General features: G+C 70.0%; 23 protein-coding genes. 14 read left to right on the forward strand and 9 right to left on the reverse strand.

Translation table 11 applies throughout. The features are described 5' to 3' along the window. Nucleotide 1: 1 nt before the first annotated feature. Nucleotides 2-994, forward strand: a complete 993-nt coding sequence (locus ACFV2O_RS21715; RefSeq protein ID WP_379253340.1) for an isopenicillin N synthase family dioxygenase — start codon at nucleotides 2-4, stop codon at nucleotides 992-994. A 215-nt stretch (nucleotides 995-1,209) separates the two neighbouring features. Here ACFV2O_RS21715 and ACFV2O_RS21720 read toward each other — a convergent pair whose 3' ends face one another. Further along, the gene (locus ACFV2O_RS21720) at nucleotides 1,210-1,524 is read right to left on the reverse strand and encodes a hypothetical protein (protein ID WP_379253341.1); all 315 of its coding nucleotides are present in this window, start codon (nucleotides 1,522-1,524) and stop codon (nucleotides 1,210-1,212) included. A gap of 262 nt (nucleotides 1,525-1,786) precedes the next feature. Here ACFV2O_RS21720 and ACFV2O_RS21725 point away from each other — a divergent pair, with 262 nt between their 5' ends. The 6 genes from ACFV2O_RS21725 (at nucleotide 1,787) to ACFV2O_RS21750 (ending at nucleotide 9,832) form a co-directional block, all read left to right on the forward strand. Further along, nucleotides 1,787-3,016 carry a cysteine desulfurase family protein gene (locus ACFV2O_RS21725; RefSeq protein WP_379253342.1) on the forward strand — a complete coding sequence of 410 codons (1,230 nt, stop codon included), beginning with the start codon at nucleotides 1,787-1,789 and terminating at the stop codon, nucleotides 3,014-3,016. After that, entirely contained in the window at nucleotides 3,016-4,131 is a 1,116-nt protein-coding gene (gene mnmA, locus ACFV2O_RS21730; RefSeq protein ID WP_379253343.1) for a tRNA 2-thiouridine(34) synthase MnmA, read from the forward strand. The genes ACFV2O_RS21725 and mnmA overlap by 1 nt, the downstream gene beginning before the upstream one ends. A gap of 105 nt (nucleotides 4,132-4,236) precedes the next feature. Beyond that, nucleotides 4,237-5,322 carry a methionine synthase gene (locus ACFV2O_RS21735; RefSeq protein ID WP_379253345.1) on the forward strand — a complete coding sequence of 362 codons (1,086 nt, stop codon included), beginning with the start codon at nucleotides 4,237-4,239 and terminating at the stop codon, nucleotides 5,320-5,322. Nucleotides 5,323-5,910: 588 nt separating this feature from the next. Continuing rightward, a complete protein-coding gene (ligA, locus tag ACFV2O_RS21740) occupies nucleotides 5,911-8,025 on the forward strand; it encodes an NAD-dependent DNA ligase LigA (RefSeq protein ID WP_379253346.1) in 2,115 nt (704 codons plus the stop codon). Between the two features lie 68 nt (nucleotides 8,026-8,093). Then, nucleotides 8,094-8,789 (forward strand): SDR family NAD(P)-dependent oxidoreductase, encoded by a 696-nt coding sequence (locus ACFV2O_RS21745; protein WP_379253347.1) that lies wholly within the window; start codon nucleotides 8,094-8,096, stop codon nucleotides 8,787-8,789. Continuing rightward, on the forward strand, nucleotides 8,786-9,832 hold the full coding sequence (locus ACFV2O_RS21750; RefSeq protein ID WP_379253348.1) for an S-adenosylmethionine:tRNA ribosyltransferase-isomerase: 1,047 nt from the start codon (nucleotides 8,786-8,788) through the stop codon (nucleotides 9,830-9,832). The genes ACFV2O_RS21745 and ACFV2O_RS21750 overlap by 4 nt, the downstream gene beginning before the upstream one ends. Here the strand turns inward: ACFV2O_RS21750 and ACFV2O_RS21755 are convergent. Continuing rightward, nucleotides 9,819-10,172: a hypothetical protein gene (locus ACFV2O_RS21755; protein ID WP_157170886.1), complete on the reverse strand. Its 354-nt coding sequence runs from the start codon at nucleotides 10,170-10,172 to the stop codon at nucleotides 9,819-9,821. The two genes, ACFV2O_RS21750 and ACFV2O_RS21755, sit on opposite strands and share 14 nt — an antisense overlap. Nucleotides 10,173-10,281: 109 nt before the next feature. Further along, nucleotides 10,282-10,830 (reverse strand): Uma2 family endonuclease, encoded by a 549-nt coding sequence (locus ACFV2O_RS21760; RefSeq protein WP_379253349.1) that lies wholly within the window; start codon nucleotides 10,828-10,830, stop codon nucleotides 10,282-10,284. 223 nt (nucleotides 10,831-11,053) lie between these two features. Between ACFV2O_RS21760 and ACFV2O_RS21765 the strand changes: the two genes are divergently transcribed. The 3 genes from ACFV2O_RS21765 to ACFV2O_RS21775 are packed head-to-tail and all read left to right on the forward strand — an operon-like array spanning nucleotide 11,054 to nucleotide 13,216. Beyond that, nucleotides 11,054-12,298: an ATP-binding protein gene (locus ACFV2O_RS21765; protein ID WP_355078796.1), complete on the forward strand. Its 1,245-nt coding sequence runs from the start codon at nucleotides 11,054-11,056 to the stop codon at nucleotides 12,296-12,298. A 19-nt stretch (nucleotides 12,299-12,317) separates the two neighbouring features. Further along, nucleotides 12,318-12,641: a hypothetical protein gene (locus tag ACFV2O_RS21770; protein ID WP_355078797.1), complete on the forward strand. Its 324-nt coding sequence runs from the start codon at nucleotides 12,318-12,320 to the stop codon at nucleotides 12,639-12,641. 50 nt (nucleotides 12,642-12,691) lie between these two features. Continuing rightward, nucleotides 12,692-13,216, forward strand: a complete 525-nt coding sequence (locus ACFV2O_RS21775; protein ID WP_379253350.1) for a GNAT family N-acetyltransferase — start codon at nucleotides 12,692-12,694, stop codon at nucleotides 13,214-13,216. 41 nt (nucleotides 13,217-13,257) lie between these two features. On the opposite strand, the gene ACFV2O_RS21780 is transcribed toward ACFV2O_RS21775, so the two are convergent. Continuing rightward, nucleotides 13,258-13,908 carry an amino acid-binding protein gene (locus tag ACFV2O_RS21780; protein ID WP_355078799.1) on the reverse strand — a complete coding sequence of 217 codons (651 nt, stop codon included), beginning with the start codon at nucleotides 13,906-13,908 and terminating at the stop codon, nucleotides 13,258-13,260. Between the two features lie 315 nt (nucleotides 13,909-14,223). Between ACFV2O_RS21780 and gatC the strand changes: the two genes are divergently transcribed. Beyond that, nucleotides 14,224-14,523 carry an Asp-tRNA(Asn)/Glu-tRNA(Gln) amidotransferase subunit GatC gene (gene gatC / locus ACFV2O_RS21785; RefSeq protein ID WP_067797657.1) on the forward strand — a complete coding sequence of 100 codons (300 nt, stop codon included), beginning with the start codon at nucleotides 14,224-14,226 and terminating at the stop codon, nucleotides 14,521-14,523. After that, a complete protein-coding gene (gatA, locus tag ACFV2O_RS21790; protein WP_379253351.1) occupies nucleotides 14,520-16,013 on the forward strand; it encodes an Asp-tRNA(Asn)/Glu-tRNA(Gln) amidotransferase subunit GatA in 1,494 nt (497 codons plus the stop codon). The genes gatC and gatA overlap by 4 nt, the downstream gene beginning before the upstream one ends. Nucleotides 16,014-16,073: 60 nt before the next feature. On the opposite strand, the gene ACFV2O_RS21795 is transcribed toward gatA, so the two are convergent. After that, nucleotides 16,074-16,976, reverse strand: coding sequence for an SDR family NAD(P)-dependent oxidoreductase (locus ACFV2O_RS21795; RefSeq protein WP_379253352.1), 903 nt, complete (start codon nucleotides 16,974-16,976; stop codon nucleotides 16,074-16,076). Between the two features lie 108 nt (nucleotides 16,977-17,084). Between ACFV2O_RS21795 and ACFV2O_RS21800 the strand changes: the two genes are divergently transcribed. Beyond that, nucleotides 17,085-17,672 (forward strand): TetR/AcrR family transcriptional regulator, encoded by a 588-nt coding sequence (locus tag ACFV2O_RS21800; protein ID WP_379253353.1) that lies wholly within the window; start codon nucleotides 17,085-17,087, stop codon nucleotides 17,670-17,672. A gap of 12 nt (nucleotides 17,673-17,684) precedes the next feature. Here the strand turns inward: ACFV2O_RS21800 and ACFV2O_RS21805 are convergent, their stop codons facing one another. Genes ACFV2O_RS21805 through ACFV2O_RS21820 form a run of 4 tightly spaced genes read right to left on the reverse strand, consistent with a single transcriptional unit; the run spans nucleotide 17,685 to nucleotide 20,637 of the window. After that, a complete protein-coding gene (locus ACFV2O_RS21805) occupies nucleotides 17,685-17,939 on the reverse strand; it encodes a hypothetical protein (RefSeq protein WP_379253354.1) in 255 nt (84 codons plus the stop codon). A 40-nt stretch (nucleotides 17,940-17,979) separates the two neighbouring features. Then, nucleotides 17,980-18,426, reverse strand: coding sequence for an SRPBCC family protein (locus ACFV2O_RS21810; RefSeq protein ID WP_379253355.1), 447 nt, complete (start codon nucleotides 18,424-18,426; stop codon nucleotides 17,980-17,982). Nucleotides 18,427-18,481: 55 nt separating this feature from the next. Continuing rightward, complete coding sequence (locus ACFV2O_RS21815) at nucleotides 18,482-19,846, reverse strand: alpha/beta-hydrolase family protein (protein WP_379253356.1); 1,365 nt, start codon at nucleotides 19,844-19,846, stop codon at nucleotides 18,482-18,484. Continuing rightward, nucleotides 19,843-20,637: a hypothetical protein gene (locus ACFV2O_RS21820; protein WP_379253357.1), complete on the reverse strand. Its 795-nt coding sequence runs from the start codon at nucleotides 20,635-20,637 to the stop codon at nucleotides 19,843-19,845. Before ACFV2O_RS21820 ends, ACFV2O_RS21815 begins: the two co-directional genes overlap by 4 nt. A gap of 167 nt (nucleotides 20,638-20,804) precedes the next feature. Between ACFV2O_RS21820 and ACFV2O_RS21825 the strand changes: the two genes are divergently transcribed. Then, the gene (locus ACFV2O_RS21825) at nucleotides 20,805-22,034 is read left to right on the forward strand and encodes a sensor histidine kinase (protein WP_379253358.1); all 1,230 of its coding nucleotides are present in this window, start codon (nucleotides 20,805-20,807) and stop codon (nucleotides 22,032-22,034) included. Nucleotides 22,035-22,198: the final 164 nt, after the last annotated feature.

Genomic DNA, 22,198 nt, shown 5'->3' on the forward strand with positions numbered 1-22,198 from the left:
TATGCTTCCAGTTCTCGATCTCGCCGATGCCCACCGCGATCCGGAACGGTTCCGCGCCGATCTTCTGTCGGCCACACACGAGACCGGATTCTTCTATCTGGTCGGTCACGGCATCGCCGCCGACCGGTCGAACGAGGTGGTGGCCGTCGCGCGGCGGTTCTTCGCGTTGCCCGCCGCCGCGAAGGAGGAGATCAGTCAGCTGAAGAGTCCGCAGTTCCGCGGATACTCCCGGCTCGGCGGTGAGCTGACCAACGGCAAGGTGGACTGGCGCGAGCAGATCGATATCGGTCCCGAGCAGAAGGTGATCGACGGCGCGGAGGGGTATTGGCGGCTGCAAGGACCGAACTTGTGGCCGTCCGCGCTGCCGGAACTACGCGAGGTATTCGAAGCGTGGAGCGAATCGCTTTCCGAGGTGGGCATGCGGCTGCTGCGACAGTGGGCGGTGGCCCTCGGCGCGTCCGCGGACCTCTTCGACGCCGCGTTCGCCGACCTGCCCGCCACCCTGATCAAAGTGGTGCGGTATCCGGGCAACGAGCAGAACCCGCAGGGGGTCGGGGCGCACAAGGATTCGGGTGTGCTCACGCTGCTGCTGGTCGAGCCGGGTTCACGGGGACTGCAGGCGGAGCTGTCGCCGGGAGAATGGGTGGACGTGCCGCCACTGCCAGGAGCGTTCATCGTCAACATCGGCGAGCTGCTGGAAGTCGCCACAGGGGGATATCTGCGCGCCACCCGGCACCGCGTACTGGCGCCGGAGCCGGGCACCGATCGCGTCTCGATCCCGTTCTTCCTCAACCCGGCTTTGGACGCCACCATCCCGATCATCGAGCTGCCGCCCGAACTCGCGACCCGCTCTCGCGGCGTCGAGGCCGATCCGGACAACCCGATCTTCGACACCTACGGCGCGAACGCGTGGAAGTCCCGCACCCGCGCCCACCCGGAGGTCGCGTTGCTGCACCACGGCATCACCCCGGGCGAGGCCATCAGCGCCTACTGACGGACGCGCCGCGGACTGTCGGCGCTGGAGGCAGCCGTGCGCCGCGGGTCGCTCTGCGCCGCAGGGTGTCGGGCCGCAAAAGGCTCGAACGCGCGACGGGCAACTTCGCGGCGGCCGAGCGGGATCGCGCGCTGGTCGGGACCGTCGGCATCGGGCGTCCGGGTCGACGTACGGGGCGAGCCGATGTCGGCTCGCCCCGTGAATCGTGGAAGACCTCAGAAGCCGCTTCCAGTCGGCGGCCGCCACCTGTTGTCCCAGCCGGGCCTGCCGTAATCCCAGTCGTCGTGGCGGTCGCGGCCGCGGAACCAGTCGTCGTTGCGGCCGCGATCCCAGTCGTTGTGCCTGCCGCGATTCCAGTCGTCGTGGCCGTGGCGGCCGTGGGTCGCATCGAGCTGGTCGGCCTGCTCGAGCACGATCGGGTCGGCGAGCGCGGGCACCGCGACGGCGGCGACCGGCATCAGGGCGAGTACGGACGCGACCGCGGCGCGTGCCAGCACGCGTCGCGTGCGTCCATGGGTGTGATGGTCCATCGGAACTTCCTCACTATCGATTCGTCCGGGCGTCGACCGCTCGGCGTCCCGGCCTCGGATCCACTCCCGGAACGGAACGGATCGGCGATCAACACGCTGAATAACGTACCGCTAAATAGCGGTACATTCAATAGGTGAAAACCCTGAGATTCCGCCGGTCGCAGGGCGTTCAAGCCTGAACCGGGTCCGTGAACGGACCCCGCGCGAGCGGGCGAGCAGGGGGGAATAACCGGCGGAGGGTGACGGCTATCCTTAACTGGTCATGAAGTCGGCTTTTTCGGGTCCGGTCAACGGTGCTGCGCCCCAGACGGTCTACCTCGATCACGCGGCCACCACACCGATGCTGCCCGCGGCCATCGAGGCGATGACGGCTGCCTTGCGCAGCACGGGCAACGCGTCCTCGTTGCACGGCTCCGGGCGCGCCGCCCGTCGGCTGCTGGAGGAGGCGCGCGAGTCGATCGCGGCCGACCTGGGCGCCCGGCCCTCGGAGGTCATCTTCACCTCCGGCGGCACCGAGAGCGACAACCTGGCGGTGAAGGGCATCTTCTGGGCGCGCCGCGACGCCGATCCACGCCGGAACCGGATCATCGCCAGCTCGGTCGAGCACCACGCGGTGATCGACGCGGTGGAGTGGCTGGAGCGGCACGAGGGCGCGGAAGTCACCTGGCTGCCGGTCGACGCCGAGGGCGTGGTCGCGGCCGGAGCGCTGCGCGCCGCGCTCGCCGCCCATCCCGACGAGGTCGCGCTGGTCACCGTCATGTGGGCGAACAACGAGGTCGGCACGATCCAGCCGATCGTCGAACTCGCTTCCGTCGCAGCCGAATTCGGCGTGCCGATGCACAGCGACGCGGTGCAGGCGGCGGCGCAGCTGCCCATCGACTTCGCCGCGAGCGGCCTGTCCGCGGCCAGCTTCGCCGGGCACAAGGTCGGCGGCCCGCACGGTATCGGGGTGCTACTGCTCGGCAGGCAGGTGCCGTGCGTGCCGCTGCTGCACGGCGGCGGGCACGAGCGCGACCTGCGGTCGGGCACCTCGGACACGGCGGCCGCGATCGGGCTGGCCGCCGCGCTGCGCCAGACTTCGATCGAGCTACACGCCCGGACCGCCGAGCTGGTCGCGTTGCGGGACGCGTTGATCGACGGCATCCGCGCGACGGCGCCCGACGCGGTGCTCAACGGTCCGGCCGGCGAACGGCGGCTACCCGGCAACGCGCACGTCACTTTTCCCGGCTGCGAGGGAGATTCGCTACTGATGCTGCTGGACGCGGCGGGGATCGAATGCTCGACCGGTTCGGCGTGCACCGCAGGCGTCGCCACGCCCAGTCACGTGCTGATCGCGATGGGTGTCGAACCCTGGCAGGCGCGCGGATCGCTGCGCTTCTCGCTGGGGCACACCTCGACGCGTGCCGACGTCGACGCAGTACTGAAAGTCTTGCCGCAAGTGGTGGAGCGGGCCAAGGCCGCGGGCCTGGCCGGTGCGAGAGGAGGTGTTTGATGCGGGTACTCGCCGCGATGAGCGGTGGTGTGGATTCGGCCGTGGCGGCGGCGCGTGCCGTCGACGCCGGTCACGAGGTGGTCGGGGTGCATCTGGCGCTGTCGGCGACACCGGGCACGCTGCGCACCGGATCGCGCGGTTGCTGCTCGAAGGAGGACGCCGGTGACGCCCGGCGCGCCGCCGACGTGCTCGGCATCCCGTTCTACGTCTGGGATTTCGCCGACCGCTTCAAGGAAGACGTCATCGACGACTTCGTCGCGGCCTACGCGGCGGGCGAGACGCCGAACCCGTGCCTGCGCTGCAACGAGAAGATCAAGTTCTCCGCCCTGGCCGACCGCGCGGTGGCGCTCGGCTTCGACGCCGTGGTCACCGGGCACTACGCGCGGCTCGAGGACGGTGTGCTGCGGCGCGCCGTCGACGCAGACAAGGACCAGTCCTATGTGCTGGCTGTGCTGACCGCGCAGCAGCTCTCGCGCGCGATGTTCCCGGTGGGCGACACCCCCAAGCCGCAGATCCGCGCCGAGGCCGCCGAGCGCGGGCTCGCCGTCGCGAACAAGCCCGACAGCCACGACATCTGCTTCATCCCCTCCGGCGATACGCGCGCCTTCCTTGGCGCGAAGATCGGCGTCCGGCCCGGCGCGGTCGTCGACGCCGACGGCCGGGAGCTCGCGCGGCACGAGGGCGTGCACGGATTCACCATCGGCCAGCGCAAGGGTCTGGGGTTGCCGGGTCCCGCCGCCGACGGCAAGCCGCGGTACGTCACCGGCATCGATCCCGAGTCCGGCACGGTCCGCGTGGGGTCGGCCGAGGACTTGCAGGTCTGGACGATCGAGGCGGAGCGCGCGATCTGGACGTCCGGCTCCGCGCCCGCGGGCCCGATCGAGTGCGTGGCGCAGGTGCGCGCGCACGGCGGCACCGCGCCCGCGGTGGCCGAGGCGGTGGGCGACGGACTGCTCGTGCGGCTGCGCGAGCCGCTGACCGGCGTCGCGCGCGGCCAAGCCGTGGTCGTCTACCGTCCGGATCCCGCGGGTGACGAGGTGATCGGCAGCGGGACCATCTCCGCCACCGCGCAAGAGCCTGTCACGAGTGAAACGGGGGCCGAGGCGGCGCGGTGATCCCGCACCATCCTCCGGTGTCGTCCGGTGCGGAAAACTGGGCTGTGACCGTCGAGGACGGCGGGCCTCGTAATGGCGGAATCGATCGGATGGAGTGCGGTAACGGTGTACGAGACCGGCACGGATGACGTGACGCGAGACAGCGGGACGGACGTGACCGCCGAGCCGGTGCGTTTGCGAGGCGGCGTCGCCACCGGCGTCGGCTCTTGGCCGGGCACCGACCCGCGCGAGGCCGCCGCGACCATCGTCGGCGAACTCGGTGAGTTACCGCACCTGGTGGAGCTGCCCGGTCGGGGCGCGGGCGCGGACCTGGTCGGCCGCGCCTCCGCGTTGCTGGTCGATCTGCGTTTCGACACCACGTCCAGGGGCTATCGGCTGGCGCCGCGCCCGGGTTCGGTCTCGCGACGCGCCCATGACCTGCTGCGGACCGATCTGGACGCGCTCGAGGAAGCGTGGGAGAACGCGGGCCTGTCCGGTCGCGGCCGGACGGTGAAAGTGCAGTCGGCGGGCCCGCTGACGCTGGCCGCGCAGGTCGAGTTGCCCGGCGGTCATCGCGTGCTCACCGATCCCGGCGCGGTGCGCGACCTTTCGGAGTCCCTGGCCGAGGGGCTGGCGCAGCACGTGGCGGAGGTGCGCAAGCGGCTCGGCGCGCAGGTCGTCGTGCAGCTGGACGAACCGTCGCTGACCGCCGTGCTGGACGGCTCCCTGCGCGGGGTGAGCGTGCTGAACACCGTGCGCGCGTTGCCCGAACCGGAAGCGCTGGCCGTGCTGGACGCGGTGATCACCGCCCAGTCCGCGCCGGTGCTGGTGCACAGTTGCGCCGAGCCGCCCGCGCTCGGTGCGCTGCGCCGCAGCGCCGCCGCGGGGATCGGGTTCGATCTGAGCATCATCGGCACCGGGCAACTCGACGAGGTCGGGGAGGCCCTGGAAGCGGGCAAGCAGCTGGTGCTCGGTGTCGTCCCCACCGAGGCGCCTGCCACGACGGTCACCTGGCGGACCTTCGCCGAACCGGGCGTGCGGCTGATCGATCGGCTCGGCTTCGGCCGCCGCACGCTGGCGGAGCGGGTCGCGGTCAGCCCGGCATGCGGACTGGCGGGCGCGCCGCTGGAGTGGAGCAGACGAGCGCTGCGCTTGGCCGCGGACGTCGCGCGGGCGTATGCCGAGGAGCCGGAGGAGCTTTCGTTCTCCTGACGTTCCCGGACGCAAATCCCCGCCCAGGCCGACCAGTTCCGTGACGGGAACAAGCTCGGTCGCGGGCAGTTCGGGAAGGCCCTGATCTGGGGATCCTGCTCGGCCCGGCCATCTACCTGGGTGGATATTTACTTTTCACCGACGGGCTCATGGATTACTGCGATCGCGCCGCACGCGAAGGGGCGTTCGGAGCGGCGCAAGGTTTTCAAATCGCCGGCGCGAGCACCATGCTGGTCGCCGGGTTCGCTCTGCTGGCTGATCTATCGGCTCATCGCCATCGGATCAGCCGACTTCGATTCTTGTCGAGCGGCTCCGGAGTTCTCGCCATGATGTGTGGGTTCGGCTTCGTCATCATATTGTCCGGGCCTTCGGGTCAGGTCTGTTCGCCTGGATGACAGCTCTCGAACTCGATCTGCCGGTGTGGGCGCCACACCGTCGAGACGGGCATGCCGCGCGTCGATGCCGCCACACCGCCGGAACGCTGTGCTCGCGCCGAGAAACGGACCGGCCGGAATTCGTGTCCGCCAGGGCGGCGACGTGCGCGAACACGGCGGCTCCCTGTCGGTGGCCTCCGCTAATGTGCGATGGGTGAGTGACAGCGAGAGCGCGGCGGCCCCGGCGACGCCAGAGCAGCGGGTGGACTGGCAGCAACTCGCGGACGAGGTGCGTGAGCATCAGTTCCGCTACTACGTCCGGGACGCGCCGATCATCTCCGACGGCGAGTTCGACGCGCTGTTGCGGCGGTTGCAGGCCATGGAGGACGAGCATCCGGACCTGCGCACGCCGGACTCGCCGACCCAGCTGGTCGGCGGTGGGTTCGCGACCGATTTCACCGCCGTCGACCACCTCGAGCGGATGCTGTCGCTGGACAACGTGTTCGACGTCGACGAGCTACGCGCCTGGGCCGCCCGGGTGGAGGCGGAGACCGGGCCGGACCTGCACTATCTGTGCGAGGTCAAGATCGACGGCGTCGCGCTGAACCTGGTCTACGAGAACGGCAGGCTGGTCCGTGGCGCCACCCGAGGCGACGGACGCACGGGTGAAGACGTGACGCTCAACGCGCGCACCATCGACGACATCCCCGGCGAGCTGAACCCCAGCGACGAGTTCCCGATCCCGCGACTACTGGAGGTCCGCGGCGAGGTGTACTTCCGGCTGGAGGATTTCGAGACGCTCAACGCCGCCATCGTGGCCGAGGGCAAGCCGCCCTACGCCAACCCGCGCAACACCGCGGCCGGTTCGCTGCGGCAGAAGGATCCGGCGGTCACCGCGCGGCGCAGGCTGCGCATGATCTGTCACGGCTTCGGCCGGATCGAGGGCTACACGCCGACCTCGCAATACGAGGCGTACCGCGCGCTCGCCGCGTGGGGCCTGCCGGTGTCCGAGCACACCAGACGGGTGCAGGGCATCGGCGCGGTGATCGAGCGGGTCGCGTATTGGGGTGAGCACCGGCACGACATCGAGCACGAGATCGACGGCCAGGTGATCAAGGTCGACGAGACCGCGCTGCAACGCCGCCTCGGCTCCACCTCGCGCGCTCCGCGCTGGGCGATCGCCTACAAGTACCCGCCCGAGGAGGCGACGACCAAGCTGCTGAACATCCACGTGAACGTCGGCCGCACCGGGCGGGTGACGCCGTTCGCGGTGATGGAGCCGGTGTCGGTCGCGGGGTCGACGGTCGCGATGGCCACCCTGCACAACGCGGCCGAGGTCAAGCGCAAAGGCGTGCTGATCGGCGACACGGTCACCATCCGCAAGGCGGGTGACGTGATCCCCGAGGTGCTGGGGCCGGTGGTGGACGCGCGCCCCGAAGACGCGCGCGAGTTCGTCATGCCGACGCACTGTCCCGAGTGCGGCACCGAACTGCGCCCGGAGAAGGAGGGCGACGCCGACATCCGCTGCCCGAACCAGCAGTTCTGCCCGGCCCAATTGCGCGAGCGCGTCTACCACGTGGCAGGCCGCGGCGCTTTCGACATCGAGGCCCTCGGTTACGAAGGCGCGATCGATCTGCTGAAGTCCGGCGCCATCACCGACGAGGGCGACTTGTTCGACTTGGACGAGGCGACGCTGCTCACCACGTCGCTCTACGCCAACAAGAACGGCAGCCTCTCCGCCAACGGCAAGCGGCTGCTGGAGAACCTGGCCGCGGTCAAGAACCGGCCGCTGTGGCGGGTGCTGGTCGGCCTGTCCATCCGGCACGTCGGCCCCACCGCGGCGCGGGCGCTCGCCGCCGAGTTCGGCAGCTTGGACCGCATCGAGGCGGCGTCGGTCGAGGAATTGGCCGCCGCCGACGGCGTGGGCCCTACCATCGCGGCCGCGGTGGCGGAGTGGTTCACCGTCGACTGGCACCGCGCCGTGGTGGCGAAGTGGCGGGCCGCGGGTGTGCGGATGGAAGACGAGCGGGACGAATCCATCGAGCGCAACTTGGAGGGTCTGTCCATCGTGGTGACCGGTTCGCTGCAAGGCTTCACCCGCGACGGCGCCAAGGAGGCGATCCTGGTGCGCGGCGGCAAGGCGGCCGGTTCGGTTTCGAAGAAGACCGCGTTCGTGGTGATCGGTGACGCGCCGGGGTCCAAGGCCGCCAAAGCGGAGGAACTCGGTGTGCCGATTCTCGACGAGGAAGGGTTCCAGCGGCTGCTGGCCGGTGGTCCCGAGGCGGTCACGCCGGAGACGGCCGCGGAGGACGCCGAAGCCGAGGAGTGATCGGCGCTTGACCTGAAGGTACGTTGAGGTATGAGGATCGACTGGTAGGCGACTACCAGGAGGTCATCATGTCTCGTGCTACCGCACTGATCACCGGCGCATCGGCCGGATTCGGCGCTGCGCTCGCGCGGGCGCTGATCGAACAAGGGTGGCGGGTGCTGGGGACGGGGCGTCGTGCCGACCGGTTGACGCGGGTGGCCGCCGAACTCGGGCCGTCGTTCCAGGCGGTCCCCGGCGACGTCACGGATCCGGCGGATCGGGCCCGGTTGGCGGACGCCGCGCGCGGTGCGGGGGAACTCGCTCTGGTGGTGAACAACGCCAGCCGTCTCGGGCCGAGTCCGTTGCTGGGCCTCGCGGACTATCCACTCGACGAGTTCGAGCGCGTCTTGCGCACGAATGTCGTCGCGCCACTGGCCATTCTGCGGCTCGTGCTGCCGCTGCTGCGGCCGGACGGCGTCGTGGTGAACATCAGCTCCGACGCCGCGGTTGAGCCGTATCCCACGTGGGGTGGATACGGTTCGTCGAAGGCAGCGCTCGACCAGCTCACGGCGATCCTCGGTGCGGAACATCCGGGCCTGTCCATCTACGCGTTCGATCCCGGCGACATGCGTACCGAGATGCATCAGGCCGCGTTTCCCGGCGTCGACATCTCCGACCGGCCCGAGCCCGCGACAGTGGTGCCCGCGCTGCTGCGGTTGCTCGCCGAGAAGCCGAAGAGCGGGCGTTATGCCGCCGCGGATTTCGTGGCCGGGCGGGCGTCATGACGGTGCGGACCGAACTGCCGTTCTTCGATCTGTCCCCGGATCGCAACGCCACCCTCCCGCCCGAGGCGAGAGGGATGGCGCGCGACGAGGTCCGTTTGCTCGTCGTCGAGGACGGTCTGACGCACGCCCGATTCCGAGAGCTGCCCGACCGCCTGCGCCCGGGCGACCTTCTGGTGGTGAACAACTCGGCGACCATGTCGTCGGCGGTCGACGCCACGATGGACGGCGAGCCGGTCGTGCTGCATTTCTCCACCTGGCTGGACGACGGCCGCTGGGTGGTCGAGGTCCGGACCACCGAACGCACTCCCTATCCGTCCGAGGGGCTCTCGGCCGGGACCGTGTTGCGATTGCCGGGTGCGACGGCCACACTGCGGGCGCCCTGGCTTCCCGGCGGACGTCGTCTCTGGAGTGCGGACGTCACCGGCGACGTGTTCGGGTTGCTCGCCGCACACGGCCGCCCCATCACGTATGCCTATGTGCCGCAGCGGTGGTCGGCGGCCTATTACACGACGGTCTTCGGCAGGGTTCCGGGCAGCGCGGAAATGCCGAGCGCGGCACGGCCGTTCACCGAGCGTGTGGTGTTGGATCTGATCACCGCAGGGGTTGCTCTCGCGCCGATCACCCTGCATACCGGCGTCTCCTCGCCCGAGGCCGGGGAACCGCCGAGCCCGGAACGGTTCGCCGTTGCCGCCTCGACGGCGCGGCTGGTGAACGACACGAAAGCCGCCGGTGGGCGGGTCGTCGCGGTGGGCACGACGGTGACGCGGGCGTTGGAGACCGCCGCCGACCCGGCGGGACTGGTCCACGCGTCGCGCGGGTGGACCGACCTGGTGCTCGGCGCACGGCGACCGGCTCGTGTGGTGGATGGTCTGATCACCGGTTGGCACGCGCCCGGCGCGTCACACCTGGATCTCCTGGTAGCAGTGGCGGGGGAGGAAACCGTCGCCGCCGCGTATGCCGCCGCCGTGGACACCGGCTACCTGTGGCACGAGTTCGGCGACAGCGCTCTGCTGTTCGGGCGTGGCCCGCTCAGTGGACCGTGACCGTGGCGCCCAGCTGGCCCGCGATGTCGAATCGCCCGCAACGGCCGTCGCTCAGGTCGAGCTTCTGGGTGATGATCTTGCCGCGGCGATTCTTGAACGTCGCCTCGGCGGACACGTCGGCGCTCGCCGTCGAGCACACCTTCGACACCACGCCGGGCGGGTCGTAGCTGACCGTCCCTCCGCCCTGGCAGGTGTTCGTGCTGTTGGCCAGGAACACGCGTGCGGTGCCCTCCGGACACGGCGCGTCCGCCACCGCCTCCGGCGCCACGGTCAGCGAGCCCAGCGCGAGCGCGGCGACGGCGGAGCCTCCGACCACTACGCGACGAACCGTCGATCCCATCGTTACCCTCATCCCATCGAACAACTTCGGCAGTACGCCGCGGCAAGACCGCAGCGTGCAGGCATGCTAACCCGCTATCACGCCTGCTGTCCTGGCGACTGCTGTCGAGCTACTCCGGAAACAGCAGGTTGTCGACGGCGATGGTGGTGTCCGCATAGCGGAGCGGGATGTGGTCGCCGGGCCGGTACTCTTTGCGAGTCCGGTAACCCGTGGGTATCGGTTCGGTGTGCTCGTAGATCACGGTTCTCGTGACTACCCAGTAGGTCGAATACCCGGCGCGGCCATACAGTTTCGCTTTGACTCCGAGGTCTTGCATCACCGTTTCGTCGGAGATTTCGATGACCAGGAGCACATCAGCCGGATCCCACACAGCGATTTTCGAACCGATCAAATCGACCTGATCCGCGTCTGCCCGCAGTACCCAGCAGTCGGGATCGGGTAGCGACTGGGCGGTGGGCAGCGTCTCGCTGGTCACCTCGACCCCCTTGGTCGGAAGCTCCCGCGCGATGCGAAACACCGCTCGGCCGTGCCACGACCCGATAACCACCGGCCATACCTCCCCCTCGACGAGTTCGACACGATGGTCGAACGCGCCCGCCTCCCACGCGCGCAGGAACTCGCTGCGCGTCCAGCGGTAGGCGATCGAAGCCTCGGTCATGCGATCAGGGTACCGTGCCGCCGATCGCGCAGCCATCGGTCGCAGACCTGTTCGCCCAGGTAATGCTCGTGATCGAACAAAGAGAGGGAGGACGTTCGAGCCTTCGGCGAACCGTGTGTGGGCTCGGTGCGAGTGTCGCCGACGTGGGGGAAGATCAGGCGCGGATCGCGGACGCTACCGGCCTGATGTCGCCCACCCATGCCACAGACGGAAGTATGGCGGCATGCTGCGCAGTTTTCAGGTGACCAATCACAGATCGCTGGCCGACGAGCAGGAGTTGCGGCTCACCAGAGGAAGCGGGCCGGTGGCGGTGCCGGTGACCGCCGTGCACGGCGGCGCCGCTGCGGGCAAGACGAACCTGATCGATGCGCTCGGGCAGATGCGCGACGCGGTGTTGCACTCGGTGACCGGGTGGGACCCGTACGCGGGCCCGGTGCGGGCGCCGCACCTCGGATTCCCGGACCGGCCTTCGGAGTTCGTGGCGGCGTTCGTCGCCGAGGGCGTGCCGTATACCTACGGGTTCCGGCTGGACAACGCCGACGTGACGGCGGAATGGCTGCACACCCATCCGCGCTCGCGCAAGCGAATCGTGTTCGAGCGCAACGGGGAACAGATCAAGATCGGCCCGATGTTCGAGGCCGCGCGCTACGGGATCACCGCCCTGGCTCCGCTGGTCCGCCCGAACGCGTTGCTGCTCAGCCTCGCCGGTCAGATGTATTCCGACGCGCTCGTGCCCGCCTACCGCTGGTTCGATTCCATGCTCGAAGTGCAGCGCGGTCCCGCCGAACCCGACGCCATCGCCCATCGGCTGGGCAGTCACATCTCCCGATCCCCGGACAACGCGGCGCGGCTGCTGATGCTGCTGCGCACGGCCGAGTTGGGCATCACCGACCTGCTCGTCGCCGAACACGACCCGTTGTACGCCGACTACCTGCGTGATCTGGACGCCGACATCGCCGGTCTGGGCAAGCAGATCGATCTGTGCGCCTCCTCGCCCGGCCACGCCGACCAGTTGCTTCGCGACAACGGCCTGACCCCGGTGCTGCTCGAACGTGAGCTGACCAATCTGAAGGCCGCGCGCGACGCCTTGTACACGCGCATGGTGGCCCGGCGCGGTGTCGGTCTGAGCTTGGTGCACGACGGCATCGACGCCCCGTTCGGCATCGGCGACGAATCCTCCGCAACGCTGTCGTTGCTGCGGGTCCTGCCCGCCATGCTCGACGCGCTGGACGAGGGCCGTGTACTCGCCGTCGACGACATCGGCGCGTGCCTGCCCGCGGAGGAGACCGATCGGTTGATCCAGCTGTTCCAGAATCCGGAGACGAATGCGCGCGGGGCGCAGTTGATCTTCACCACGAACAATCGGACGCTGATCGATCGGGGCAACGGACGATCGCAACGCACCCGCACATCGGTCTGGCAGGTCCGGCGCACGGCTCAGGGCGCCAGCGAGCTCACGCCGGTGTGACGCGACTTAGCATGGGGGCATGTTGGAGTTCGTCGCGCTGGTAACCCTGACCGCGGTGCTGGTGTCGCTGATCGTGTTCACCATCCGCGGCAAGCGGGGCTACCGCCCGGCGAACCCGGAGGAGGGGACGCTGTACGTCACCGGTGTGAGCCCGCGCCCCGACGCGACGGGCGAACAGTACGTGACCATCACCGGGAATCTGAGCGGTCCTTCCGTCTCCGGCAAGGTCGTGTACGGCCGTTTCGCCTGGGACACGAGTTCCTGGCCGTCGATCGGCGACCTGCTCACCGTCGTCTATCCGGCGGGCAAGCCCGACCGCTGGCAGATTTCTCGTCCCGGCTGAGCGGTCGCCGTGCCGTAGCCCACACTATGGTCGATGGCATCATGCCGGGTATGGATGAGCGGGACGCGGGTGTCGTCGTCCGGGCGGCGCGGCCCGAGGAGTACGCGACGATCGGCGAGTTGACGGTGGAGGTCTACGTCGGCGAAAGCTACGTGGAAGCGGGCAGCTGGTACGCGGGCGAGCTGGCCGACACCGCCCGCCGCGCCGCCTCGGCCCGGGTCCTGGTCGCCACGCACGCGGGCCGGATCGTCGGCTCGCTGACGGTCGCACCCGCGGGTAATCCGTACGCGGAGATCGCGCTGCCGGGTGAACTCGAGTTCCGCATGCTCGCCGTCGCGAAGACCGCGCGCGGACTCGGCGCCGGGACGGCACTGGTGCGCAGCGTGCTCGATCTCGCCCGCGCGGAAGGTTGCGCGGCGGTCGCCCTCACCACCATGGCCGCCATGGTCGACGCCCGGCGGATATACGATCGCTTCGGCTTCCTCCCCGTACCGAGCCGGGACTGGCGTACTCCCGCGGGGGAGCTGCTGCATGTGCTCCGGCTACCGCTCGGCCCTTCTGGCGATTCCGCCTAGGTAGTCGTCCGTGGCGCGGAATCCGCTGCGCCGCTTGTGAATCAGCCGAGGACGGTGGCGACTATCCCGGCGAGGTAGCCGAGCCGGGCCACCTCGGAGGGCCGGAAGTCGGGGCCGCCCGGCCTGCCGAGCAGCAGGACCTTGCCGGTGTTGCCGAGCGGAGCGGCGGCGAGTTTGGTGTCCATGTCCCGCCAGATCTCGGGCACCCAGTCGGCTTCGGGGTCGAGCACCGTCGGCTTCTCCAGCGGCATCCACGGTGCCGAACCCGCTTGTGTCTGTGGCGCACTCGGGCTGCCGACCACCCGGTAGGCGCCGTGCGGCCCGATGTCGATGATCGTGCTCCAGCCGACCCGCAGCACCCGCGGCACACCGTCCACCAGCACCTGCATCCGGTCGTCGCGAGCGCTGGCCACATGATCGATGAGTTCGAGTTCGCGATGGGTGTCGAGCACGCCGGAGTACGGGCGGATCGAGTCCACGTGCACGTCGCCGATCGATTCGGCGGCGGTGATGAGGGTGTCGGGGAGTGCGCCGGAGGGCACCTCGACGACCAGATCGTCGACGGCGTAGCCCGCGCCGCGCTCGACCACGTCCAGCGAGAGGATGTCGGCACCGACGGAGCCGAGTGCGAGGGCGAGCGCACCGAGGCTTCCCGGTCGATCCGGAAGTTGCACGCGGAGCAGATACGACACGTGCGTTTCCTTTCTTAGGGCGGCCGAGGCTCTGAACGGATACCCGGGTGACGCAATACTTACACCCCTTACGGCCGGTTATCGAGTCGAAGACCGGCGAGTGACGCGCGCCACTCGATGAATTCGCGCGAAACCGGCGTGTCGGGCTAGTCCGAGCGGCCGTGTCGCGCGCCGGAGGGGGTTGCCGGGGGCCTGCTGGGCGATGGTTCCTCCGCCGCGCCGACGAAGCCCGGGTGCCGGGTGGTGACCCGGTCCCCGGTGGCTAGGCTGTGTGGGTTGAGCACTGTTGATAACGAAGCCGAAAGGGGTCCCGCGGTGCCCGCCATCTCCCGCGACGAGGTCGCACACCTCGCCCGGCTGTCCCGGCTCGCGCTGTCCGACGCGGAACTGGATCAGTTCGCCGGACAGCTGGATTCGATCCTGAGCCACGTGCGGACCATTTCCGAGGTAGCCGCCGCCGACGTCCCGGCTACGGCGTCGCCGAACCCGGCGACCAATGTGACCCGTCCCGACGAGGTGGTGCCGGGCCTGACCCCGCGGGAGGCGCTGTCGGGCGCGCCCGCCGTGGACGAGCAGCGGTTCATGGTGCCGCAGATTCTGGGGGAGGGCGAATGAGCGCAGCATCGCATCACGATTCCGTCTTGACGACGCTGTCGGCGGCCGAGCTGGCCGACAAGATCCACGGCCGCGAGCTGTCCTCGGTCGAGGTCACCCAGGCGCACCTGGACCGGATCGCCGCGGTCGACGGCGAGTACCACGCCTTCCTGCACGTCGCGGGAGAGCAGGCGCTGGAGGCCGCGGCCGCGGTGGACGCCGCGATCGCCTCCGGCGCCGAGCCCGCCTCGCCGCTGGCCGGAGTTCCGTTGGCGCTCAAGGACGTGTTCACCACCACGGACATGCCCACCACCTGTGCGTCGAAGATCCTCGAGGGTTGGGTGTCGCCGTACGACGCGACCCTCACCACGCGGTTGCGCGCGGCGGGCATCCCGATCCTCGGCAAGACCAACATGGACGAGTTCGCCATGGGCTCCTCCACCGAGAACTCCGCCTACGGTCCCACCCGCAACCCGTGGGACACCACCCGCATCCCGGGCGGTTCGGGCGGCGGCTCCGCGGCGGCGCTGGCCTCGCACCAGGCCCCGCTGGCCATCGGCACCGACACCGGCGGATCGATCCGCCAGCCCGCGGCCGTCACCGCCACCGTCGGCACCAAACCCACCTATGGCACGGTGTCGCGCTTCGGCCTGGTCGCGTGCGCGTCGTCGCTGGACCAGGGCGGTCCGTGCGGTCGAACGGTGCTGGACACGGCGCTGCTGCACGAGGTGATCGCCGGATACGACCCGCGCGACTCCACCTCGCGCGACGTGCCGGTGCCGCCGGTGGTGGCCGCCGCGCGCGCCGGGGCGCGGGGCGATCTGCGCGGCGTCAAGATCGGCGTGGTGAAGGAACTGCACTCCGACAGCTACCAGCCCGGCGTGCTCGCCTCCTTCGACGCCGCCGTGGCGGTGCTGAAGGATCTCGGCGCCGAAGTGATCGAAGTGTCCTGTCCGCACTTCGAATACGCGCTGTCGTCCTACTACTTGGTGATGCCGTCGGAGGTGTCGTCGAACCTCGCGCGGTTCGACGCGATGCGCTACGGCCTGCGCGTCGCCGACGACGGTCAGCACAGCGCCGAGCAGGTCATGGCGGCCACGCGCGCGGCCGGGTTCGGCCCCGAGGTCAAGCGGCGCATCATGATCGGCACCTACGCGCTGTCGGCGGGTTACTACGACGCCTACTACGGCCAGGCGCTGAAGGTGCGCACGCTGATCGCCCGCGACTTCGACAAGGCCTACGAGCAGGTCGACGTGCTCGTCTCGCCGACCAGCCCGTTCACGCCGTGGAAGCTGGGCGAGAAGGTCGACGATCCGCTGGCCATGTACCTGTCGGACCTGTGCACCCTCCCGACCAATCTGGCCGGTCACCCCGCCATGTCGGTCCCCTCCGGGCTGAGCAAGGACGACGGCATGCCCGTCGGCCTCCAGATCATGGCCCCCGCGCTCGCCGACGATCGCCTCTACCGGGTGGGCGCGGCCTACGAGGCCGCCCGCGGTCCCGTCGCCTGATATTTCGCACCGACCCGCTCGGCTCACCGCACCCGCGGTGCCGAGCGGCTCGGTGAACAATCAGGCGGGCCAGGTGAATTCGGGGTCGCCGGCGTAGTCGGCGCGTCGTTGATCCAACGCGAGTGCGACCATCTGGTGCGCGCCAGGCCCGATGATCTTGCGTAGCGGCGGGTTCGGCATGTTCACCAACTCGATCAGACCCGCGGCGCCGACCTCCGGAGGCGCTTCGATCCACTCGGGCTCGGTGTCGGTGCCCGATTCGACCGGAGCGGCGGGCTCGTTCGGTGTGTTCGCCGGCTCGGCTTCGGTCGACTCCGTTCCGGTCGCCTCGGCCGGGTAGTCCGGCATGCCCAGGATGGCGTTGCGCACCGGCGCATAGGCGGGAATGCCGCTGGCGAATCGCATGCTCGACTTGGCCCAGTCGGTGTCGAAGCCGCCCATCTGCGCGAGCGTGACCCGGATGCCGAAGGGGCGCAGTTCGTCCGCGAGCGAGGCGCTGAATCCCTCCAGTGCCCACTTGCTCGCGTTGTACAGTCCGAACAGGGGCAGACTGCCCACGGCCCCGACCGTGGAGATCTGCACGATGTGTCCCGAACCCTGCGTGCGCAGATGGGGCGCCGCCGCTTGGGAAACCCAGAGGGCGCCGAAGAAGTTGGTGTCCATCTGGTCGCGTATCTGTGTCTCGGTCAGTTCCTCCACGGCGCCGACCAAGCCGTAACCCGCGTTGTTCACGAGCACATCGATCGTGCCCGTCAGCGCGAACGCCTTGTCCACGGCGGCGATCACGCCGGCGCGGTCGCGAACGTCCAAAGGCAACACGGTGAGGCGGTCGTCGGCAATGCCCGCGAGGGCCTCCGGGTTTCTGGCGGTCGCGACGACGCGATCCCCCTCGGCGAGCGCGGCCGTCGTGAAGGCGCGGCCGAGTCCGCGGCTTGCGCCGGTGATGAACCACGTTCTGGTCATGGGTGATCCCTTCGTCGCGAGACGCTCCGTCTCGTCGAATACCGTGCCAATTCGCTCGCGCCTTGTCAAGACGATACGTTTCGTCTCGTCACCTGCTACCGTGACGGCATGCCCGAGACTGCCACCGCCGCGCGCCGCAGCGAGCGCTCCCGTGCGGCGATACTCGCCGCGACCGCCGAGCTGATCCGCGAGGTGTCCTACGCGAAGCTGGGCATCGAGGCCATCGCGGCCCGCGCGGGTGTCGGCAAACAGACGATCTACCGCTGGTGGCCGTCGAAGGGGGCGGTGGTGTTCGACGCCATGCTCGAATCCGATTCGGGGCCGGAAGGTCCCGCGCTACCCGACACCGGCGACATCGCCGCCGATCTGCGCCAGTTGCTGCGCGGTTCGGTCGTCGCGCTGACCGATCCCGGGTTCGAATCCTTCCTCCGCGCGATGTACATCGAAATCCAGCAGGACGCCGAGTTGGGGGCCGCCTACCGTGAGCGTTTGCTGCTGCCCCAGCGCGCCGCTGTCGCCGACCGCTTGGCCGCCGCCGTCGCCGCAGGCGAAGTGCGCGCGGATCTGGATCTCGAGCTCGCCATCGATCTGCTGCTCGGTCCGGTGCAGATGCGGTGGTCCCTCGGCCTCGGTGGTCTCACCGAGGACTATGCCGACGCCGCCCTCGACGCCGCGCTGGCCTATCTGCGTGCCTGAGTCCGCGGGTGTCTACTCGATCAGACGGGCGTTGGACGGGAGGGTGGCGTCCCCGGCTTCCAGGCTCTGCACGATCGGCGCGAGATCGCTGGACCCACTCGTGCGGGCGTCCGCGGCGAATTCCTGCCACGTCGTCGGCGCGTCGCCCTCGATGACCGGATCTTCCAGGCCGACGTCGTAGTCATCGTCGTCGAAAGACTGCTCGGGTGGGGTTGATCGATCGTCCGTCAACTGGGCGGTCTCCTTGGCGTTCGCAACAGCTTTCATCAAGTTTCCCCGGTCCGGTCGGACGGCTGGGCGGCGGCCCTCAGGAAGCGCGCAGCGATTCGGCCCGCTTCTTGATGCCGTCGGTCATGCCCTCGAAACCCCGGCGCAGATTCTTGCCGAGCGAGGCGACGACCACGGGGTGCAGCCATCCGCCGAGTTCGAAGTGCGATTCGTAGCGCGTGCGGTTGTCCGGCAGCGGCGTCACAGTGTGCGAGCGCAGGCTGTGCAGCGCGCCCAGGGGCACGGGTTTCATCGCGTAGCTCAGCTCGCTGCCGGGGGTGTGCGAGCGGATCCATTCCCGCTGCTTGCGCGGCTTCGAGCCGGAGACCTGGACGAGCATGTCGATCGGCTCGCCGGGCACCAGCGAACTGCGGCACTCCGTGACGAAGGGATTCCATTCGCCGTAGCGCGGGAAGTCGGTGATCACCTGCCACACCAGGTCGGCTGGGGCGTCGATGTCGGCGGCGAGGTCGATGACGAAGGCCATGAAGAAATTAGAACATGTTCTATGGCGGTCGCTGGCGAGTGGCGTGCCGAACAGCTCAGCACGAGCCCATCGCCGTCCCTTGATCCTGGCCGTACCGGTGGCCGTGGCCCGGCGGAGCGTGCAGCGCGGCGAGCAGATCGGCGGTGGTCTGCGCGAAGCTGAGCACCGGAAGCCATCGCGGAACCGGAGCGTCGACGCGGGCGCCGGTCAGGTCGGGCGCGCGCCACAGCTGGGAAAGCGACCAGTGGATCACCGGATCCGAGCTATTGGCCAGCACGGTCGCGCCGGCGCGGTGGACATTGTCGGCCGGTGGACCCGCCCAAAGAACCGCGCAGGTTCGGTCGTCCTGCTCGGCGTCGTCGGCGAAGACGGCGTTGCCGCCCAGAGCGCCCAGGCTCTGCCCGTACAGGTACAGCTTCGGCTTGTGCGCGAGGCTTTGGATGTGGCGCTCGACGGCGGTGAACAAGGCGCGAGCGGCCGTCACCGCCGATTCCCGGCCGAACACGAACGTCGCCCAGCTCGGGAGATAGGAGTATTGCAGCCCGACCAGCGCCACGTCACCGCCGAAGCGCCGATCGAACCCCGCCACGGCGTTCGCGTCGATCCAGCCCGATCCGGTGGGCACCGTGACGACCAGGTGCGAGCGCGCGAAGCCGCCCGACCGTTCCAGTTCCCGGATCGCCAGCGCGACACGGCTGTCCAGGTCGGGTGCGGAGGCCACCCCGACATAGACCCGCACGGCGCGCACCGACGCGTCGCTCACGAATTTGCGCCCCTCGGCGCCCAGCGACGTCCAGCTCACCGCCGACTCCGCGCTACCCGACCCGGCGTGCGAAACCGGTCGCACCAGAGTGGGATCCAGCTCGGCGTTGGCCCGCGCGTACGCCGCCTCCCGCCATCCGACCACCGCGGGCACACCGACCAGGTACAGCAGCACCGCCGCGACGGCGGCCAGCGAGACGCCCCGCGACCAGCCCAGTTTCCGCCAAGACCAGGCGATCGAGCGGGTGGCGGCGGCGAACAGCCCGACGATCACCGCCGCGCCGAGCGCGCAGCGCACCCAGTAGTCGGCGCCTATCGGCGGCGTGCCCATCGCGGCGCGCAGCCGGTTCTGCCAGTGTCCCGCGTTCGCCGCTGCTCCCACCACCAGCACCGATATCGCGATCAGCAGGGGCAGCCGCAGCCACGCATGGTGCCGATCGAAGTCGAAACCCCGTCGCCGCACGATGATTCGCAGCGTTCCGGCCACGCCGAGCGTCAGCGCCGCGAGAAGCCCGGTCAGCACGGCTTGCGCGCCCGGCGTGCGAGGGAGCAGACCCGGGGCCAACGACGCCAGTGTGCCGAGCCCGATGCCGAGTGTCGTGCCGATCCGCGGCGGTCGTGCCTGGAGTCGGAGACGGCGGTTCGGGAACGCCGTCATCGCCGCACCGTTGCCGCGACGGACGCAGGTGGCGGGCAATCCGCGAGTCCGGGGCCACGCCGCCGGTTGTGGACGACGAGAGCCGCGCCCAGACCGGCGATTCCGGCGACGAGCACGCCGAGCAGCTTCCAGCTCGACGCGGAGTCGGACTCGGCGGCATCGAACAGGGGCTCGACCACCGGTGCGCCGTAATCCTGCCGCCGCGAGTTCAGATCGACCGCGGTGTTCGCGATCGATGCCATCGCATCGCAGCGGGCGCGGGAGAACGGGTCCACGCGGGTGGCGCAGGCCTGGTGCATCTGCCGGTCCAGCGACGCGTCGAGGGCCTGCCGCGCCCACGGGCCCAGCGGTTCGCCGCGCTGGTCGGCGTAGCGCAACAGGTCGTAGCCGAGGTCATGGGCCTTGCACGCGGCGTCGAACTCGGCGGGCAGCGTCACCGGGGACGAGCAGTCGCCGTGCGGATCGACCAGCAAACCGTCCACCGTGCTGGGCCGGTAACCGAACGACGCTACGAAGTCCGCCGGGATCGCGGTGAGCGCGTCGGGGCCACCGGCGGCCAGCTCGGCGACGGCGGCGCTCGCCTGCGGGCTCTCGATCGGCGCGGCCGCCGCGGCGGCCCGCGGGGCGGGGGAGAGGAAGACCGTCGCCGCCACGGTGGTCAGCGCGGTCGCGGTGAGCGCGGCGTAGCGTCGCGTGTACGCGGTGACGGAAGAGGCTGCGGCGGAATGATTTCGGGCTCCTACGGCCGAAGCGAACCGGGTCTCGCGCCCGGCGCTGGTCGGTGTGCTCATGGCGACGACGTTAGGGGCCGGCTTTCCGGTCCCGCCTCACGCCCGGGGAGGTTTCGCGCGCCGTGCCGCCGGGGGAGCCGCCGCGCCGCCTCACACCGGGGTATCGGGGCGGAAATCACCCGTGGGTATGAGGCCGCGGTGAACTGGGAGTTCCTAGTGTCGTAGGCATGAACCGAGAAAGTCGCGGCTGGACGCGACGGCTGGACGCGCGGACCTGGTTCGACCTGGGCACGGTGCTGGTCGCGCTGATCTGGTACGCGGTGGCCTGGCCGACCCTGCACCTGACCCACGCGGTGCCCGCCGCGGCGCAGCCGTTCATCGCGGCGCTCGCCGCGTTCCCGGTGCTGCTCGTCCGGGTCAACCCGGCGCTGGGCTGGGCCATCTCGGCGGGCTCCGCGCTGGTGATCGCGCTGGCGATCCCGCATCAGCCGAACAACGACCTGCCGTTCCAGGTCGTGCACGTGCTCTGTGTGCTGGTGCTGCTGTTCGCGGTGGCGTTGCGCGCCCCGGGACAGATCGTGGCGGTGTCCTGGGCGGCGACCGCGCTGCTGTTCGCGACCACCATGCCCGGCGAGGGCGAAGCGTTCGCGAACGCCGCGTGGGGCTGGCCGATCGCGCTGGCCGCGCTGGTGCTGTTCGGACTGCTCGTCCGCTGGCTGGCACTGTCGCGGCGACAGCTGGTGCGCCAGGAGGAGGAGAACGAACTCGAGCGGGCACGCAGGGCCATCTTGGAGGAGAAGGCGCGCATCGCCCGCGATCTGCACGACGTCGTGGCCCACCACATGTCCTTGGTGGTAGTGCAGGCGCAGACCGCGCCGTACCGGGTCGAGGGCGTCACCCCGGCCGCGCGCGCCGAGTTCGAGTCGATCGGCGCCACGGCGCGCGAAGCGCTCAACGAGATCCGCGGCATGCTGGGTGTGCTGCGCAGCGACGGCCAGTTGCCCGAGCACGCGCCCCAGCCGAAGGCGGCCGACGTGATCGGCCTGTTCGAGGGCGCGCGCCGCGCTGGTGTCCGCATCGAGTGGACCGTCGAGGGTGCGCTGGACACGATCCCGGAGACCACCGGCCTCGCCTTGTTCCGCGTCGTGCAGGAATCACTGTCCAACGCCTCCCGGCACGCCCCGGGCGCGCCGGTCCAGGTGCGTATCGCCCGCGACGCGGAGCTGCGGCTCGACGTCGACAACGAGCCGGGGGCCACGCCCGCCCGGACGGTCGGCAACGGCGGCCACGGCATCGCGGGTATGCAGGCGCGAGCGCTGGCCGTGGGCGGCGAGGTGACGGCGGGGCCGCGCGCGGACGGCGGATTCCGGGTCCACGCGCGCTTCCCGCTCACCGTGCCGGAAGCGGCTGCCGCAGTTGTCGGTGCCGGCGCGGTGCACGGCGAACCAGGACGCTGAGCACCGCCGGGAGGATGCGCAGTGCGCTGCGGGTTCCTGCGGATGCCGATCGGAGTCAGCGACGGAAGGCATGTGCCGCCGTTGCACAAAGCGCCCGAGGCTGCCGGGCACGACACCGAATCGGGAGTTGAGCGGTGTCGAGACATCGCATCAGAGCAGACCGT

The organism is Nocardia sp. NPDC059691 (assembly GCF_042733915.1).
GTDB lineage: Bacteria > Actinomycetota > Actinomycetes > Mycobacteriales > Mycobacteriaceae > Nocardia > Nocardia sichangensis.